The 15,739-nt window shown below is 34.3% G+C and carries 12 protein-coding genes and 1 pseudogene; 3 read left to right on the forward strand and 10 right to left on the reverse strand.

What is annotated here, in order from left to right:
* Window positions 1-32: 32 nt before the first annotated feature.
* The 4 genes from pdxA to V7056_RS01155 all read right to left on the reverse strand — a co-directional run bounded on the left by pdxA (window position 33) and on the right by V7056_RS01155 (window position 5,236).
* Entirely contained in the window at window positions 33-1,031 is a 999-nt protein-coding gene (gene pdxA / locus V7056_RS01140; RefSeq protein ID WP_499698522.1) for a 4-hydroxythreonine-4-phosphate dehydrogenase PdxA, read from the reverse strand.
* On the reverse strand, window positions 1,031-2,335 hold the full coding sequence (locus V7056_RS01145; RefSeq protein WP_499698523.1) for a four-carbon acid sugar kinase family protein: 1,305 nt from the start codon (window positions 2,333-2,335) through the stop codon (window positions 1,031-1,033). The genes pdxA and V7056_RS01145 overlap by 1 nt, the downstream gene beginning before the upstream one ends.
* A gap of 49 nt (window positions 2,336-2,384) precedes the next feature.
* The gene (locus V7056_RS01150; RefSeq protein WP_499698524.1) at window positions 2,385-3,347 is read right to left on the reverse strand and encodes a 2-keto-3-deoxygluconate permease; all 963 of its coding nucleotides are present in this window, start codon (window positions 3,345-3,347) and stop codon (window positions 2,385-2,387) included.
* A gap of 122 nt (window positions 3,348-3,469) precedes the next feature.
* Window positions 3,470-5,236 (reverse strand): sigma-54-dependent Fis family transcriptional regulator, encoded by a 1,767-nt coding sequence (locus tag V7056_RS01155; RefSeq protein WP_499698525.1) that lies wholly within the window; start codon window positions 5,234-5,236, stop codon window positions 3,470-3,472.
* A gap of 233 nt (window positions 5,237-5,469) precedes the next feature.
* Here V7056_RS01155 and V7056_RS01160 point away from each other — a divergent pair, with 233 nt between their 5' ends.
* Entirely contained in the window at window positions 5,470-6,138 is a 669-nt protein-coding gene (locus V7056_RS01160; protein WP_499698526.1) for a YdeI/OmpD-associated family protein, read from the forward strand.
* 156 nt (window positions 6,139-6,294) lie between these two features.
* On the opposite strand, the gene V7056_RS01165 is transcribed toward V7056_RS01160, so the two are convergent.
* Window positions 6,295-7,191 (reverse strand): TetR/AcrR family transcriptional regulator, encoded by an 897-nt coding sequence (locus V7056_RS01165; RefSeq protein ID WP_499698527.1) that lies wholly within the window; start codon window positions 7,189-7,191, stop codon window positions 6,295-6,297.
* A gap of 183 nt (window positions 7,192-7,374) precedes the next feature.
* Here V7056_RS01165 and V7056_RS01170 point away from each other — a divergent pair, with 183 nt between their 5' ends.
* Window positions 7,375-8,892, forward strand: coding sequence for a DHA2 family efflux MFS transporter permease subunit (locus V7056_RS01170; RefSeq protein ID WP_499698528.1), 1,518 nt, complete (start codon window positions 7,375-7,377; stop codon window positions 8,890-8,892).
* 205 nt (window positions 8,893-9,097) lie between these two features.
* On the opposite strand, the pseudogene V7056_RS01175 reads toward V7056_RS01170, so the two are convergent.
* The 3 genes and pseudogenes from V7056_RS01175 to V7056_RS01185 all read right to left on the reverse strand — a co-directional run.
* A pseudogene (locus V7056_RS01175) lies at window positions 9,098-9,454 on the reverse strand (GntT/GntP/DsdX family permease); the annotation flags it as partial.
* 7 nt (window positions 9,455-9,461) lie between these two features.
* Window positions 9,462-10,748: a histidinol dehydrogenase gene (gene hisD / locus V7056_RS01180; RefSeq protein WP_499698529.1), complete on the reverse strand. Its 1,287-nt coding sequence runs from the start codon at window positions 10,746-10,748 to the stop codon at window positions 9,462-9,464.
* Between the two features lie 132 nt (window positions 10,749-10,880).
* Window positions 10,881-11,867: a LacI family DNA-binding transcriptional regulator gene (locus tag V7056_RS01185; protein WP_499698530.1), complete on the reverse strand. Its 987-nt coding sequence runs from the start codon at window positions 11,865-11,867 to the stop codon at window positions 10,881-10,883.
* Between the two features lie 169 nt (window positions 11,868-12,036).
* Between V7056_RS01185 and V7056_RS01190 the strand changes: the two genes are divergently transcribed.
* The gene (locus tag V7056_RS01190; protein WP_499698531.1) at window positions 12,037-12,945 is read left to right on the forward strand and encodes a Gfo/Idh/MocA family protein; all 909 of its coding nucleotides are present in this window, start codon (window positions 12,037-12,039) and stop codon (window positions 12,943-12,945) included.
* A 153-nt stretch (window positions 12,946-13,098) separates the two neighbouring features.
* On the opposite strand, the gene V7056_RS01195 is transcribed toward V7056_RS01190, so the two are convergent.
* Window positions 13,099-13,788: a response regulator transcription factor gene (locus V7056_RS01195; protein ID WP_499698532.1), complete on the reverse strand. Its 690-nt coding sequence runs from the start codon at window positions 13,786-13,788 to the stop codon at window positions 13,099-13,101.
* Window positions 13,789-15,261, reverse strand: a complete 1,473-nt coding sequence (locus tag V7056_RS01200) for a sensor histidine kinase (protein WP_499698533.1) — start codon at window positions 15,259-15,261, stop codon at window positions 13,789-13,791.
* Window positions 15,262-15,739 lie beyond the last annotated feature (478 nt).

Raw genomic sequence — 15,739 nt, forward strand, 5'->3', positions numbered from 1 at the left:
CCAGTCATTTTAATGACCGGAGCTTTTACTTTTCACACTCTTTTTGGCGCTAACTCTATTGCTTGACGAATTGCTTCTTGCAAACTCTTTTCATCAGCGATTCCTTTTCCTGCAATATCAAATGCAGTTCCGTGGTCAACACTAGTACGAATGATCGGCAATCCAACTGTAATATTTACACCTGCATCTAATCCTAGTACTTTTACTGGACCATGACCTTGATCGTGGTACATCGCTACAACGATATCAAAATCTCCACGAACCGTACGGAAAAACAGTGTATCTGCTGGTAGTGGACCTACTACATTAATTCCTTCTAATGCAGCTTTCTCCACTCCAGGAATTACTTTTTCTTCTTCTTCACCATAGCCAAACAAGCCATTTTCTCCTGCATGAGGATTTATACCACATACAGCAATTTTAGGATTTGTATAGCCTGCTTTTTTAAGTGTTTCATCAGCAAGTTTAATGACTTTATAAACTCTCTCTGGGTTAATCATTTTAACGGCATCAATAATTCCGACATGAGTTGTTACATGAATAACCTTTAAATTAGGTGCCGATAGCATCATTGAGAAGTCATTTGTGTTCGTTAATTCTGCTAAAATTTCAGTATGTCCAGGATAAATATGACCACCTTTATGCAATGCCTCTTTATTTAATGGAGCAGTACAAATCGCATCGATTTTCCCGTCATTTGCTAACTCTATTGCTTTTCTTAAAAATTCAAATGCAGCATGCCCCGCCTCTGCTGAAACTTGACCTATTAGCAGATCAGCCGGCACAAGGTTCATATCTAAACAATATACTTTACCTTCTTCATACGTCGCTTCTCCGATATCTTCAATCGTGATAATCTCTAGGTTCGTATTCACAAATTGTTGAGCACGATCTAAAATTTTTGCATCACCAATGACAATTGGTCTGCATTGTTGGTAAACTTCTTTATTGTTTAAGCTCTTTAGTATAATTTCTGGCCCTACTCCTGCGGGATCACCCATTGTAATGCCAACTACTGGTAATGTACTCATTATTGTCCTCCTTTTAATTCTCTCACTGCATTAACTAAGGAAAATTCATTTCCAAAAGCGCCTGCTTTCGTAATCGCGAACAACTCGTGTTCACCTACTAATTTCCCTAATGGAATACCTGCTTCAACTTCCTTCAATAACTCTAAGCCACTTGCTCCAATTTGAAGGCAAACATCCTTTGCGGTATCTCCACCCGTTAATACAAGTCCTGAAACAAAAGAGTAGTTTTTTACAAGCTCACTTGCAATTTCACCTAACCCTTTTGAAATACGGTTACTAACTTCAGAAGATGTTAAACCTAACTGCTTTCCAGCATTAGCTGTATTTTGACGATTTTCAGTACTTGAATCTACATATAATACCGCATTATATCCTTTTTCATATGTCGATACGAGCTGGTTGATATATTGATTCTTTTGTTTCTCCCATTGGTCATCAGTTTCAAACATTTCTAAAGGATTAACCTCGACAGCTTTCATATCATCCATCTCTATTAATCTCTTTACTTGTTGTCTCGTCACACTTGAGAGACTACCTGATACCGCTAAAATATTCTTGTTGCTAATAGCAACCTGTTTTGAACGATCATTTGATTTGGTAAGCCCTAGTTCATTCGGTAAGAATTCAGCTAAACCTGCGGAACCTATCCAAATGACTTGCTTCGTAATTTGAGAAATATTGTTAGCTATTTGTTGAAGATGATTATCCGTCGTTACATCAAATACTAACCACTTAATACCTGCTTCTTGCCATTTTTGCAACTCAGCTTTCCATTCACTTAAATCTGTACCTAATTCAGCAGTATTTACAAGCCCAACAGTTACACCTGTCTGGTTTTCAATCAATTTACAAATAGAAGACTCAGTGACAGGACATTTTGGATCTCTTGAAATTTCTGTTTCTGAAAGAGGCTTCCCGTTTAAATAATGAACTCCCTTTTCAGTTGTTCTTCCTATACGTGGAAATGCTGGTGCAATTATACAAAAATCGTATTCAAAAACATCGGTTACTGCTTTAATTTCAACACCAAGATTTCCTCTTAAAGTTGAATCAACTTTTTTAAAAATATGCGTATATAGATTGTCTTTTAAAAAGATTGAAGCCTTCCGAACAGCCTCATATGCTTCATTCTTACTTATTGCGCGACTATCTGTATCAATGATAATGGCATCGCTTGTAACATGTTCGGGTGCTAATACATTTAAATCTAAGATGACAGATGAACGTAATCCTTGTTTTACTAGCTGTACACCACTATCATTTGCTCCTGTTAAATCATCTGCAATCATTCCGACTTTATTCATGATGTACCCTGTCCTTTCTTCCTCTCGATACTAAACTAGAAGTTAGTATTTATTCGACCGTATTTCCTTTTACTCCAATTCGTTTTGCATACCATGCAACTACAATCGGAACTAAAATAGATGTTACGATAACAGAAGAAGCAACTAGAGCTGTAGCAGATGGAACAAATGGTGCATACACTGCGTTTGCCGAAGCAACAGCCGCCGGTACACCTACTGCATTACCCGCTGTTGAAGCAGCCGATAATCCTGCAATACCATTTCCACCAATTAATTTATCTACTATTAATAAAGCAGTACCTGTAACTGCTACTACGGCTACCCCCAGTAAAACTCCTAAGATACCTGCTTTCCAAACGTTTTGTAAACTCATGCCAGCACCTAATGCGAATGCAAAGAATGGCACTAAAACTGGCACTGCTTTACTTAAATAATCTCTCATATCTTTATCTAGGTTTCCTAGAACCATACCAACGATTAGCGGAATAATTGCGCCTACTAATGTTTGCCAAGGAAATGCTGCAAGCCCTGCAACCCCTAGTGTAACCATCGTTAAGAATGGTCCAGATTCTAAACTCATAATTGAGTAAGCTCCAACATCTTCTTTTTTACCGAATTGACCCATTAAGGCCATATATAATCCACCGTTTGTATCATTCATTGAAGCAACTACCGCTAGAACTGATAAGCCTAAAAAGAATCCGCTTTCAACCATACCGTCGCCAAATACTTTTGCACCAATAAATCCTACTAATGCTGCCATACCTACTTTAGTTGCAAGTAAAGATCCACCTTTTTTCATAATATAAGGAGTTGCTTTGAAATCAATTGTTGATCCCATACATACATAAAACACTGCCAGGATTGGTAATGCCCCCGTCATTAACGCTCCTGTAAATGATCCAAATGTCACTCCTGCAGTTGGAAAAAGTGTATTAATAATAGCACCTAATAATAATGGAACAATCATCATTCCACCTGGAATACGGTCCAGTGTTGCTTTGATTTTCATAAAAATAATCCCCCTTGTATGTGTTTTAATTTGAAACATTAAATTTTAAAAGCGTTTACAATTTTGATTATACTTCTTGAAAATTCTAAATACAACACTGGTATCGTTTAAATACGAAACAGTTATTGCATTTTCCTCCAAAGTGTTGCTCTACTAATGCCTAATCTTTTAGCAGCCTTTGATTGGTTCATTCCTTCATCTTTTAATACTTCCTCTAATATTTGCCTTTCGATTTCTACCCACGTTTTACTTAAATCGATTCTTTGAGCAGAAGAACTGACTTCCGTAAAGCTATATCTTTCCCAAACAAGATCCCATTCTGCTATCCCAATATAATGTCCTTTTGCCAGTGCTAGTAATTCGCTAATTATATTTTCTAATTCCTTTAAATTACCTGGCCAATTGTACTCCATTAGTCGATTTAGAACTTCTTCTCTCATTCCTACAAACTGTTTACCGTATATTGAATTATGATTTGCAATTAATACTCTTGCGATCTCCTCTATATCCTCGGTTCGATCACGAAGAGGTGGAATAACTAGTTGATATTCCCCAAGTAAGTGAAGTAATTCCTGATGTATATTTGGGTCTTTCAATAGATGTTTGAATGTACTCTTAGAAGAACTAATTACTCTCAAGTTAGTTCCTTTTCGAAGTTCATTTGCCAATCGTTCCTGCAATTGAATTGAAAGATTTTCGATATACTCTAGATATAAAGTGTCATTAGATGGAATCTGAAGTAGACCTACCTTTGAATCAGTTCCAAATAGTTCTGCTGCTAATTTTGATTCAATAATTGAGTGACAAGTTACATGATAAAATCTCCCTCTATTACGGGAGCTAGCTGAATGAATGGCTTCTGCAAATACTGCTTTACCTGTCCCAACTTCACCTGATAACCATACATGATTATCTGTTTTTGCGTAGGCAATAGCCCGTTTAATTGTTTTCGTAATTTCATAACTTGACCCAATAATTTGAGCGAACGAAGCAATTTGTGCAGGCATCTGAACCATATCTAACTCCGACATATATGGTGTTTTATTAGGTTCAATATAAATGAAAACATCCTCACCGTAGGGCACAGTTTTAAGATTGTATGATTTTTTCTGAATCAGTACATGTTCAAAATGAATTTTATCTGAATGAATCCCAGTAACTTTCAGTAAAAATGCTAAGTCCTGTGGCAATATCGTTATTTCGCCAAATAACTGCTGACATGTGTCATTTACATAAAGAACTTTCCCCTTTGGATCACATACTAATGTTCCAGTCGGGAAGTTCTGAAGTATATGCTGGAAAAAAGAAGCTTTTTGATGACTCTTTAAATAAATATCATGTACAGATTTCACTTCCGATAACATATCCTGTATCGATTCAACACCTGATGTAATAAGGATTCCATGAAGTCCCATTTCTTGGGCTGTTTTAACTGTTACCACATCACCAAGAACGATTTGGGCTCCCTCCTTGACTGCCTTTTCAAGCTTTACTCTAACTTCCGCTTCATGGTTAATCGAGTAAATTGGAATTTCAAAATCTAATAAACTAGAAACTGTTAGAGCACCTTGACAAATATTAGGGAAACCGATAATAGCCAACTTACTATTTGAATCCTTTATTAATGTTAAAACTCTTAAAATGTCATATCCCGAAACAGGTATATCTACGACAGGAATTGAAACATGTTTCCTAATAAAAGAGGCCGTACCACCTCGACTAATAATGACATCATAGTTCTGTTCTTGAGCACTTAATACAATTGGGAGTGCAGCTTCTAAATCTGCAACTTCCACATCTATTTCAAATCTATTATCTTCACCAACAACTTGTAATAGAAGATCACGAAGTCCAGGGTAAGGCGCAATCCCTTTCACTTTAATTTTCATTTATGCTTCCTCCAAAAGTGTTTCTATTTGAAACAGTATGTGGAAATTATACAATAGTCGCTATAAATTAACAAAATAACAGATAGGATTTGGCTAAAATTGAACCATTTCTATTTTAAGGTGATACCTCTCTACAAAAAAATTAATTTTACCGATACATTAAATCTATGTGCAGCTTTATAATAGTTTTATGAAGAATGGAAATGATGCGGTCCAATACGAGGTGGTTACTGATGAACAAAACAATAGTGGAAAAACTAAACTTGCAAAAATATAAAAAGATAGCTGTATTACAATTACCAAGTGGTGCAAATTATTTCGAGCAATTAACAAATTATGACACAAGCTTAGTGGAAGAAACTTATGACTTAATTTTTGCATTTGTGTTTGATATGGATTCTTTGAAAGCACTCGTAACAAAAGTTATTGAACAGAATTACTTACATAAAACTAGCTATTTATATTGTGCCTATCCTAAAAAAGGTAACAAAGTATATCCAACATATATTCATCGAGATGATTTATTTGGAGGCCTGGGTGCAGATGAAGATGGGTTTATAGGGACGAGTAATATGAAATTTGCCCGTATGGTAGGATTAGATGAAACTTTTACTGTCGTAGGTTTTAAAGAAGATTCTCGTAGTAAAGTCCAGGCTTCTTCTAAAGCAAGCCAGTGTGTAGATGATTATATTGAAATGATCCCTTTCATTGAAAAGGATCTAGAAGCAAGACCAGATTTATTAACGTTTTTCCAATCTCTTACCCCAGGTTATCAGAAAGATTGGGCTAGATATGTTTATAGTGCAAAACAAGAAAGCACTAAATCCAAAAGACGTGAAGAAATGAGAATGATTTTAGGATTTGGTTTTAAAAGTGTGGATTTGTATAAACGTAATAAATAAAAAAATGAATAACAAATGTATTAGTTTTAGAAGAAATATAAAGGGTGTCTCTTGGTCAACATCATCAACCAAAGAGACACCCTCTATTTTATTGCAGCTCCCTTTAAAGAGAGGAAGAACGTCTATTTTGTACCACCTGTACAATTCACATTAATCTTAATCTATTGGATTTTTACTTTTAATATTTAATGTTACTAATTGATGCAATTTTTGTAGTTCCTTTTCTTCAAAGAAAGGTTGTGCTTTATTTATAGCAGCTAGTGTACTTTCAATTAAAAATTTACGTGGAATTTTTGTATGGTTACATTCATTATGAATAAATTCCAGTAACTCTTGATATTTTGCCTGCTCCTCACATTGAGTAAGCTTCTTTTTCATTTTGCAGATACACTCATTTAACTCCTGTTGAATAGTCACACTTGTTTTACAAGCAGGAACCCAATTTTTTAGTAATTCAGGCTTAATTAATTGCTCCCCAGCCAATGAAACCTCTTCAACGATTTTCACAAGTCGTTCTACACTATATTTCACTACTTGATGAACACTTAAATCTAATTCATCAGCCAAATCAGTGTACTTTATATTGTGATGTAAAATCCCAATAAACATAATGGCACAATCCAATAAATATGGCTCTTTGCTTTCACCAAAAATATCTAAAAATCGAGCGTACAACCAGTTCAGCATTTTAAAATTACCTTGTTTGATAAAATGCTTTACATCTATATCGTTAATAAAGATTACTTCTTCGAAAAGAGTAAATAATTTATTATTTCTATTTGTCTGCAAGATTAATTCCATTTGTTTAATGAAAATATTTATATTTGAAGGCTCTTGACCAATAAGCAACTGATTTCGTTCTTGTTCAAGCTTTGAGTAAATCATCTGAAAAAGAGCGACTAATAAATCACTTTTGGAAGAAAAATAGTTATAAAAAGTTCCTTTTGAGATACCGCTATATTCTAAAATGTCTTGTATTGACGTTGCTTGATATCCTTTTTCAATAAATAATTCATGGGCTATTTTTATGACACGCTGCTTTCTATCGTTCATTTAATCACCTTTAATTCCCAATAAATTTCTGTTTAAAACACATAGTACATTATTTTATCAAATTAAACTAGTAGAAACATTAGAGATTTTTAATTGAAACATTTGTAACAATGGTATATCATATAAACTTATATGGAAATACAGTTCAAAAAAATATACTAAAGGTATAAAGGAGGGGAATTCATGGTACAGTCCATGGAAAAACGTCCACCATACGGGATTATTACAATCTTGATGATTGGGGCTTTTATTGCATTCTTAAATAATACTTTACTTAATATCGCATTACCTTCAATTATGAAGGATTTAGATGTAGAGCCTTCTACAGTTCAATGGTTATCTACTGGCTATATGTTAGTTAATGGTATCTTAATACCAACTACAGCATTTTTAATCCAAAAATACTCAGTTAGACATTTATTCATTGCGGCAATGCTTTTATTTAATATAGGTACACTTACGGCAGGGTTTGCGCATATTTTCCCTCTATTATTAGCGGGACGTATGATTCAAGCTTCAGGATCAGCAATTTTAATGCCTTTGTTAATGAACGTTATGTTAACAAGTTTCCCTATCGAAAAAAGAGGAACGGCAATGGGATTCTTTGGACTTGTTATGATGGGTGCTCCAGCAATTGGACCAACATTATCGGGTTGGTTAATTGAGCATTACGATTGGAGAATGTTATTCCATTTCGTTACACCTATTGCTCTAATCATCCTAATTATTGGCTTTTTCTTACTAAAAGATAAAAAAGAAAAAGTAATTAGTAGCTTAGATCTTTTATCTGTATTGCTATCAAGTTTAGGTTTCGGTGGATTACTGTATGGATTTAGCTCGGCTGGAAGTAAAGGCTGGGATAGCCCGTATGTATATGTAACACTGATCGTCGGAGCAATTTCATTAGTTTTATTTATCGTTCGACAATTAAAACTTGATAAACCAATGCTAAACTTTAAAATTTATCGCTATCCAATGTTTGCTTTGTCTTCAGCGATTTCGATTGTTGTTACAATGGCAATGTTCTCTGCAATGATGCTTTTACCAATTTACACTCAAACACTTCGTGGAATTAAGCCATTTGATGCTGGTTTAATGCTTCTACCAGGTGCGCTTTTAATGGCAATTATGTCACCAATCACAGGTAAATTATTTGATAAAATTGGTGGGAGAATACTTGCTGTCATTGGTTTAGCGATTATGACAGTAACAACTTACTTCTTAAGCAAACTAACTTTGGATACAACATATACAAACTTAATCATCTTATACTCATTACGTATGTTTGGTATGTCTATGGTAATGATGCCTGTTTCAACAAATGGATTAAATCAATTACCAAAACAATTTTATCCGCATGGTACTGCAATGAATAATACACTTCAGCAAGTATCAGGTGCGATTGGTACTGCGTTATTAATTACAATCATGTCTAACCGTACAGAATCATATGCTAAGGATTTAGCAGCGGATGCAATGAAAAATGTAACAACTAAACCTTCACCTGAAATGTTAGCTCAAATTAAACAAGAAATTACAGCGAAAGCAATGTTAGAAGGAATTAACTTCTCATTCTATGTAACAGTATTTGTCGCGCTTGTGGCATTGGTCCTTGCGTTCTTTATTAAGCGAGCAACACCAGCTGAAGAAGTAGTAGAACAACCAAATACAACATTAAATAAAAAACTAGCTGAAAACTAAAAAGAAAAAAGTTCAACCTTTATATGGTTGAACTTTTTTGATTCTTTTACGTAAGTAGCCTGTCATGACTTTTCAAAATTAAATCGCAGTCCAACCACCATCAACTTTGATTGTTTCTCCTGTTACAAAATTGGCTAGATTAGATGCTAAATATCTTTTTAAACTTTTCGTCTTCAAACATTTTAGATATTAATTCAGTTTCTATAAATGTCGGTGCAACAGCATTCACATTTATATTATGAGCAGCCCTTTTCATTCCAATTTCATCAACATTCCATTTTGATATACTGTCTGCAGCACCGCTATCTTCCATTACCTTTCCGAAAATAGCTCCAGTTAAAAACATGAGATACCAGGAGGTTATAAATCCTGCAAATCCATTCATATAATTCGTCACAAATTTAGCTGTACCTTCCTCAGCAAGTTGGGGAAGCAGCGGAAGACCACTTAAGATTGAAACAAATACTGCAGAAAGAGGTGCTACTATAAGCAGATTCATGTCTTTCATCGTTGAATAGATTAGCAAACCTAATCCACCAAACAAACCAATAAATCCAAGAATCATTTCATCACTTCTCCCCACCGTTTCCATATCTTCGTACGCGTAATAATGCTTGCTCTGCATGACCTGTGAAGTTTTCAATCATGCATAGTCGTGCAGCATATTCTCCAATGTAAGCAGTCGCTTCAGGGCTCACTTTTTGATAAGTTACTGTTTTAATAAATTTCCCTACCCAAAGCCCACCTGTGTAACGAGCAGCGCCTTTTGTTGGAAGTGTATGGTTTGTTCCAATTACTTTATCTCCATAAGCAACATTTGTTTCTGGACCTAAAAATAAACAACCATAATTCGTCATATTTTCCAAGAAATAATTTGGATCCTCTGTTAATACCTCAACATGTTCAAAAGCAAGTTTATCTGCTTCGATTACAGCCTCTTCAATGCTATCAACTAATAAAATTTGCCCATAATCTCTCCATGAAACGCTCGCTACATCGGCAGTTGGCAGTGTTTTAAGTTGTCTTTCAATTTCTGCGAGTGTTTCATGTGCAATTCTTTCAGAAGTCGTAATTAATGCGCAAGGAGAAGTTGGACCATGCTCACCTTGACCAAGAAGATCAGTTGCAATGATCTCACCATCTGAAGTTTCATCGGCAATTACTAAAGTTTCTGTTGGACCTGCAAATAAATCAATTCCTACACGACCATATAATTGACGTTTAGCTTCTGCAACAAATGCATTACCTGGACCTACGATCATATCAACTGCATCAATCGTTTCAGTACCAATTGCCATAGCTGCCATAGCCTGAATTCCACCTAATAAATAGATTTCATCTGCACCTGCCAAATACATTGCTGCAATTGTCGCATTCGGAATTTCTCCATTTATTGGTGGTGTGCATGCAATCACTCGCTTCACACCTGCAACCTTTGCTGTTAGTACGCTCATATGTGCAGACGCCACCATTGGGTAACGCCCACCTGGAATATAACAACCAACACTATTAACAGGAATATTTTTATGTCCTAAAATAACACCTGGAATATTTTCAACCTCAACTTCATGAAGTGATGCCAATTGTGCCTCAGCAAATTCACGAATATTTTTTTGTGCAAATTTTATATCTTCAATTACTTCTTTTGGTACTTCAGAGATGATCTCTTCAATTTGTTTACTCGATAAACGGAAGTATTCTGGTGACCAGTTATCAAATTTAATCGAAAACTCACGAACTGCTTCATCACCACGAGTTTCAATCTCTTTAACTGCTTCCGCTACTATTTTTGAAACTTCCAAATCATTTTTAGATACTTCCTCTTTCGATTTACCAGCTTTAATTACCTTTACCATTATAAATACCCCCTTTACCCTTTTCTGCATACGTATTCATTTTTCGATAAAAGAAAACGCATTCATTTTTTTGAATACGTATGCAAAAACTATATGTAGAGAATATTCTAAAAATAACAAAAAGTCAACACTTTATGTTGTACTTCTTTCAATTAATTGCCCTTCAATTTCTATATTTCCAGCAATGCCAGAATAATTATCAATTTCTTCCATCACATAATTTACGGTTTCTTCAACCATCTTAGAAATTGGTTGTTCCCACGTTGTTAAATTATAAATTGGCCAATTCGCCATAGCTATATTATCAAATCCAACTACTTTCGTTGCTAAAGGAACTTCAATAGAATGTTTACGGAGCGCGTCTAATACACCCATTGCCATGATATCGTTCGCTACGAAAAATGCTGACGGAATCTCGCCTTTTTGTACAATACTCTTTGCTGTTTGATATCCACCTTCATAAGAATAATCAGATTCATAAATTTTATATTCTACTTGGTGCTTATCTAGTGTTTCAGTAAAACCTTGTTCACGATCCCTACTCGTTGATGTGTTTCGATCACCTGAAATATACACCATATTTGAGCAGCCTTTTTGTTGTAAAAAATTAGCTATTTGGCGACTAGCATCTAAATTATTTGTACAAACAGACAGGAAATCATTTTTTTCTGCTTTTCGATTAAATAAAACTAGTGGAATTTTATTTTTCTTAATATCATTTGTCACAGTTAAAGAAAGCATTGCATCTGTAATAATAATACCGGCAACATTATAGTTTAATAGCATATCAATATCTTCTTTTTGAATTTCTTCATTGTTCGTTTGAACAAATAGAATGCTATAACCTAGCTTTTTAAAAGCTGTCGTAAACTCTTTTAATACCTGTGGATAGAAAGGATTTTCTACACCCTTCATGACAAGACCAATAATTCTAGTTTTTTTTGTGATTAAACTACGTGCAAATTCATTTGGATTATATCCTAATTCTTCTGCTGCAGATAACACCTTATTACGCGTCTTCTCAGAAACAGGTGTCCCGCCAAAAAACACTCTTGAAACAGAAGACTGTGAAACACCTGCAAGTTTAGCAACATCTTTTGCATTAACCCCATTTATCATGATTCATAACCAACCTTATCTTAAATTACGTATAATAATTAATTATACTATCATTTAGGGCTAAAAAAATAGAGTGTTCTGACTACTTATTTGCTTACTTCCTCTTCCTTTAGTAAAGTAAACTTATTTATGTAAAATAGTTTCATTACGTATGATGTGGGGTGAATAAATGAAGATTGGGATAATTGGATTAGGCGATATTTCTAAAAAAGCTTACTTACCTGTTCTATCAGAAAGAGAAGATCTAGAGTTGGTGCTTTGTACTAGAAATACGGAAACGTTAAATCAATTAGCAAAAAAATACCGAATATGGGAAACAGCCGAGACTGTTGAAGAGTTGGTAACAAAAAATATCGATGCTGCATTTGTCAGCACCGCTACAGAGGCTCATTTTGAGATAGCTCAAACGCTACTTAATAACGGAATTCATGTATACATAGATAAACCTATTTCAATGAATTTTGAGGAAACAGCACAAATCGTCGAGCTTTCAAAAAAAGCAGGTAAAATTGCAATGGTTGGTTTTAACCGAAGATTCATTCCTAGAGTCAAAGAGCTCAAGGAACATGGAAAACCGAGCTTAATGATTATGCAAAAAAATAGATATGCATCCCCTGACTATACTAGAAGATTTATTGTAGAGGATTTTATTCATGTCGTGGATACACTTAGATATTTGATGGATACACCAGTGAATGATATAAAAGTTGAGTATCTAAAAAATGACGAAAAGCTTGATCATATCGTACTTCAATTAATAGGAGAACAGTGTACTGCGATCGGAATTATGAATAGGAATAGCGGCGTAACAGAAGAAACAATTGAGTATATGGTCAATCAGCATAAGTTTGTATTAAACAGCCTTGTGGAAACAACACATTATCACCAAGATGAAGTTAATATAACGAAATTTGGCGACTGGGAGCCTACCCTATATAAGCGTGGATTTCACCAAATAGTTGACCATTTTATTGACTGTATAAGACAGAATAAAACACCTAATCCTTCAATTGATGATTCATTGATTACGCATGAGATATGTGAAAAAATTGTTGAGTATATTGAAAATCGTAATTAAGTTTTAGATGATATAAAAGATCGATGATTTTAATTATAGGATGCTTTCTGTGGGGCTATAGATGGTGAGTCAACGTTCGCGCAATTGCGCCTGTGGGGTCTAACTTTTCACGCCCCACAAGAATTTCAATCAAATCATTTCTATGTTTACTATTTAAATAGTAAAACGATATCCTGCACCCCAAACTGTTTCAATATATTGTGGATTCGCGGGAGTTAATTCGATTTTCCCACGAATCTTTCGAATGTGTACTGTAACAGTAGAGATATCTCCCGCTAAGTCGAATCCCCAAATCAGTTCAAACAGTTCTTCCTTACTAAATACCCGATTAGGATGCTTTGCAAGAAATGTTAATAGCTCAAACTCTTTTGCAGTTAGATTTACTTCCTTATTATTAACATAGACTCTCCGTGATGCTCCCTCTATTATTAACCCTCTAATTCGAATTTCTTTTTTTTCAACTGGCTTGTTGCCGCTCAATCTTTCATAACGTGCTAGATGTGCCTTTGCCCTCGCTACAAGTTCACTCGGACTAAAGGGCTTAATGATATAATCGTCAGCGCCAAGGCCCAGACCTCTAATCTTATCGATGTCTTCTTTTTTAGCTGAGACGATTAATATAGGAATTTCTTTTACAGCGCGGACTTGACGACAAATCTCAAATCCATCTACGTGAGGTAACATTAAATCTAAAATGATTAAATCGTAATCAATCGAAAGAGCTTGGTTAAGCCCTTCCTTTCCTGATGCGACCAATTCTACGTTAAATCCATTGATTACAAGATAGTCTCTTTGAAGTTCGCCGATACTTGGATCGTCCTCAATTATTAATATCTTTTTCAATTAACTTCCCTCACTTTTTTTGGCATATTGAAGTGTGAAAAATATACTCGTTCCTTTACATAATTCACTTTCTACCCAAATATCCCCACCATGTTCATGAATGATTTGTTTAGAAATAGCTAAACCAAGTCCACTTCCACCAGTTAAAGCATTTCTAGCATTATCTGCTCGATAGAATCGATCAAATATATGAGGTATAGAAGTAGGTTCTATTCCATTACCATTATCCCTTATTTCAATCTTAATAAATTCATTAGTATTTTCTATTGAGAACTCTATTATTTTCTCATGACTTTTCATATGTTTAATCGAATTTTGAATGATATTAACGAATACTCTCTTTAATTTCTCCCTATCTGCAATAACCAATTCGTGGTTGTTTTCATTTGTATGATAGCGTACTTCGATACCCTGTTCTTCAAATTCCCAGCTTAGTTCCTCAATAAAATAGTTAATGTAGCGTACCATATCTATTTCTTCAAAATTAAACTGTATCTTCTTTAAATCTAATTTTGAAAATAGAAATAAATCATCAATTAAAGCATCCATATCAGTTGCCCTATTATAAATTGTTGAAAGATAACTATCCATTTTTTGAGGAGAATCAGCGACTCCATCTTTGATGCCTTCTACATATCCTTTAATAGCTGTGATTGGTGTTCTTAAATCATGGGATATATTTGAAATAAGTTCTTTTCGATTTTCCTCATATTTTAACTGTAGATCTATTGATTCCTTTAGTTTCTGACGCATTTCTTCATAAGCTACACTTAGTTGTCCAATCTCATCATTTGATTTTGCTGTCACTTTGAAATTTAGGTTTCCATCTCTAATTTTTTGTGTAGCGAGCTTTAAAGCAGACAAGGGTGTTACGATACTTCTCGTTACCAAGAAGTTTAATATGCCATTCGTTACAATTAATAATATAAGTAATATACCAATTAAGATTGGAAATAAATTCTTCGATAAAGCCACGTATGGACTAACTTTCTTTATCACAAAAATGCTACCTAAATCTTTATCATTAAAATAAAAATCAAATTTCACATAAGAAAAATAATACTTACCGTAACTAATTGTATCTCTAATATGAATATTAGATGGCTCAAATTTTGGAAGATTTTTCACACTATGGATCGATTTTAATTTATCTGTTTTATAAACAAATGAATTTCCCTTTCGAATAATAAGGGCTGACGGTACGTCCTTTAACTGTTCGTCATATCCTTTTAAAGTATCTTCATCTAAGAGCTGTTCAGGTTGTTTCAAAGCTAAATATTTCAAATCTAAAAATACGCTTTCCTCCTGAGCCGTTATAGGTTTATGTGAATAATGATTTGCAAATAAGTGTTTGATACTACCCATATCTCCTGTTATAGCTAAAATCATTAGTAACCCCGATATAATAAATAGTCCAATTGTTACGACTAACATAGCTGTATAAGATAATAACATTCTCAAACGGATTGACATGCAATCACTCCTAAATAAATAAAACTTAAAAAGAAAGGTTGTCCTTAAATAAATGACAACTATTATTAAAGCCTAATTTCATTTAACAACAAAGGAAACACTTGTTACGTTACTGCCTTTCAGATGACACTTTATAATTAATTCCAGGCTTTACGATTTCCCTTCAGGCAATCGAAATTTTTGGGTATGCCCTTGAACTACTGCTTGCACAAATGACACGTAGTTTACAGTCATTTTCCCCTCTATTTCAAAGATAATTGTAACACTTCGGTCTCTTAATGAGAAAACAACCTAGTATTAAAATTCATTAGCAATGTTCTTATGATTTACTTCAAAAGTTATTCTACCACTACCTGATCGATATGCACCAAGTCTATTTATTTGCTTCTTTTACTTCCGCGCTTCCTTTATTCTATGCTTCAACTTTATTAATCTCTGTACTAGTTAAATTTCTCCTATAGTTTATATTATTTAAATC

This window comes from Bacillus sp. JJ664 (assembly GCF_036962205.1).
Classification (GTDB): Bacteria; Bacillota; Bacilli; order Bacillales; family Bacillaceae_G; genus Gottfriedia.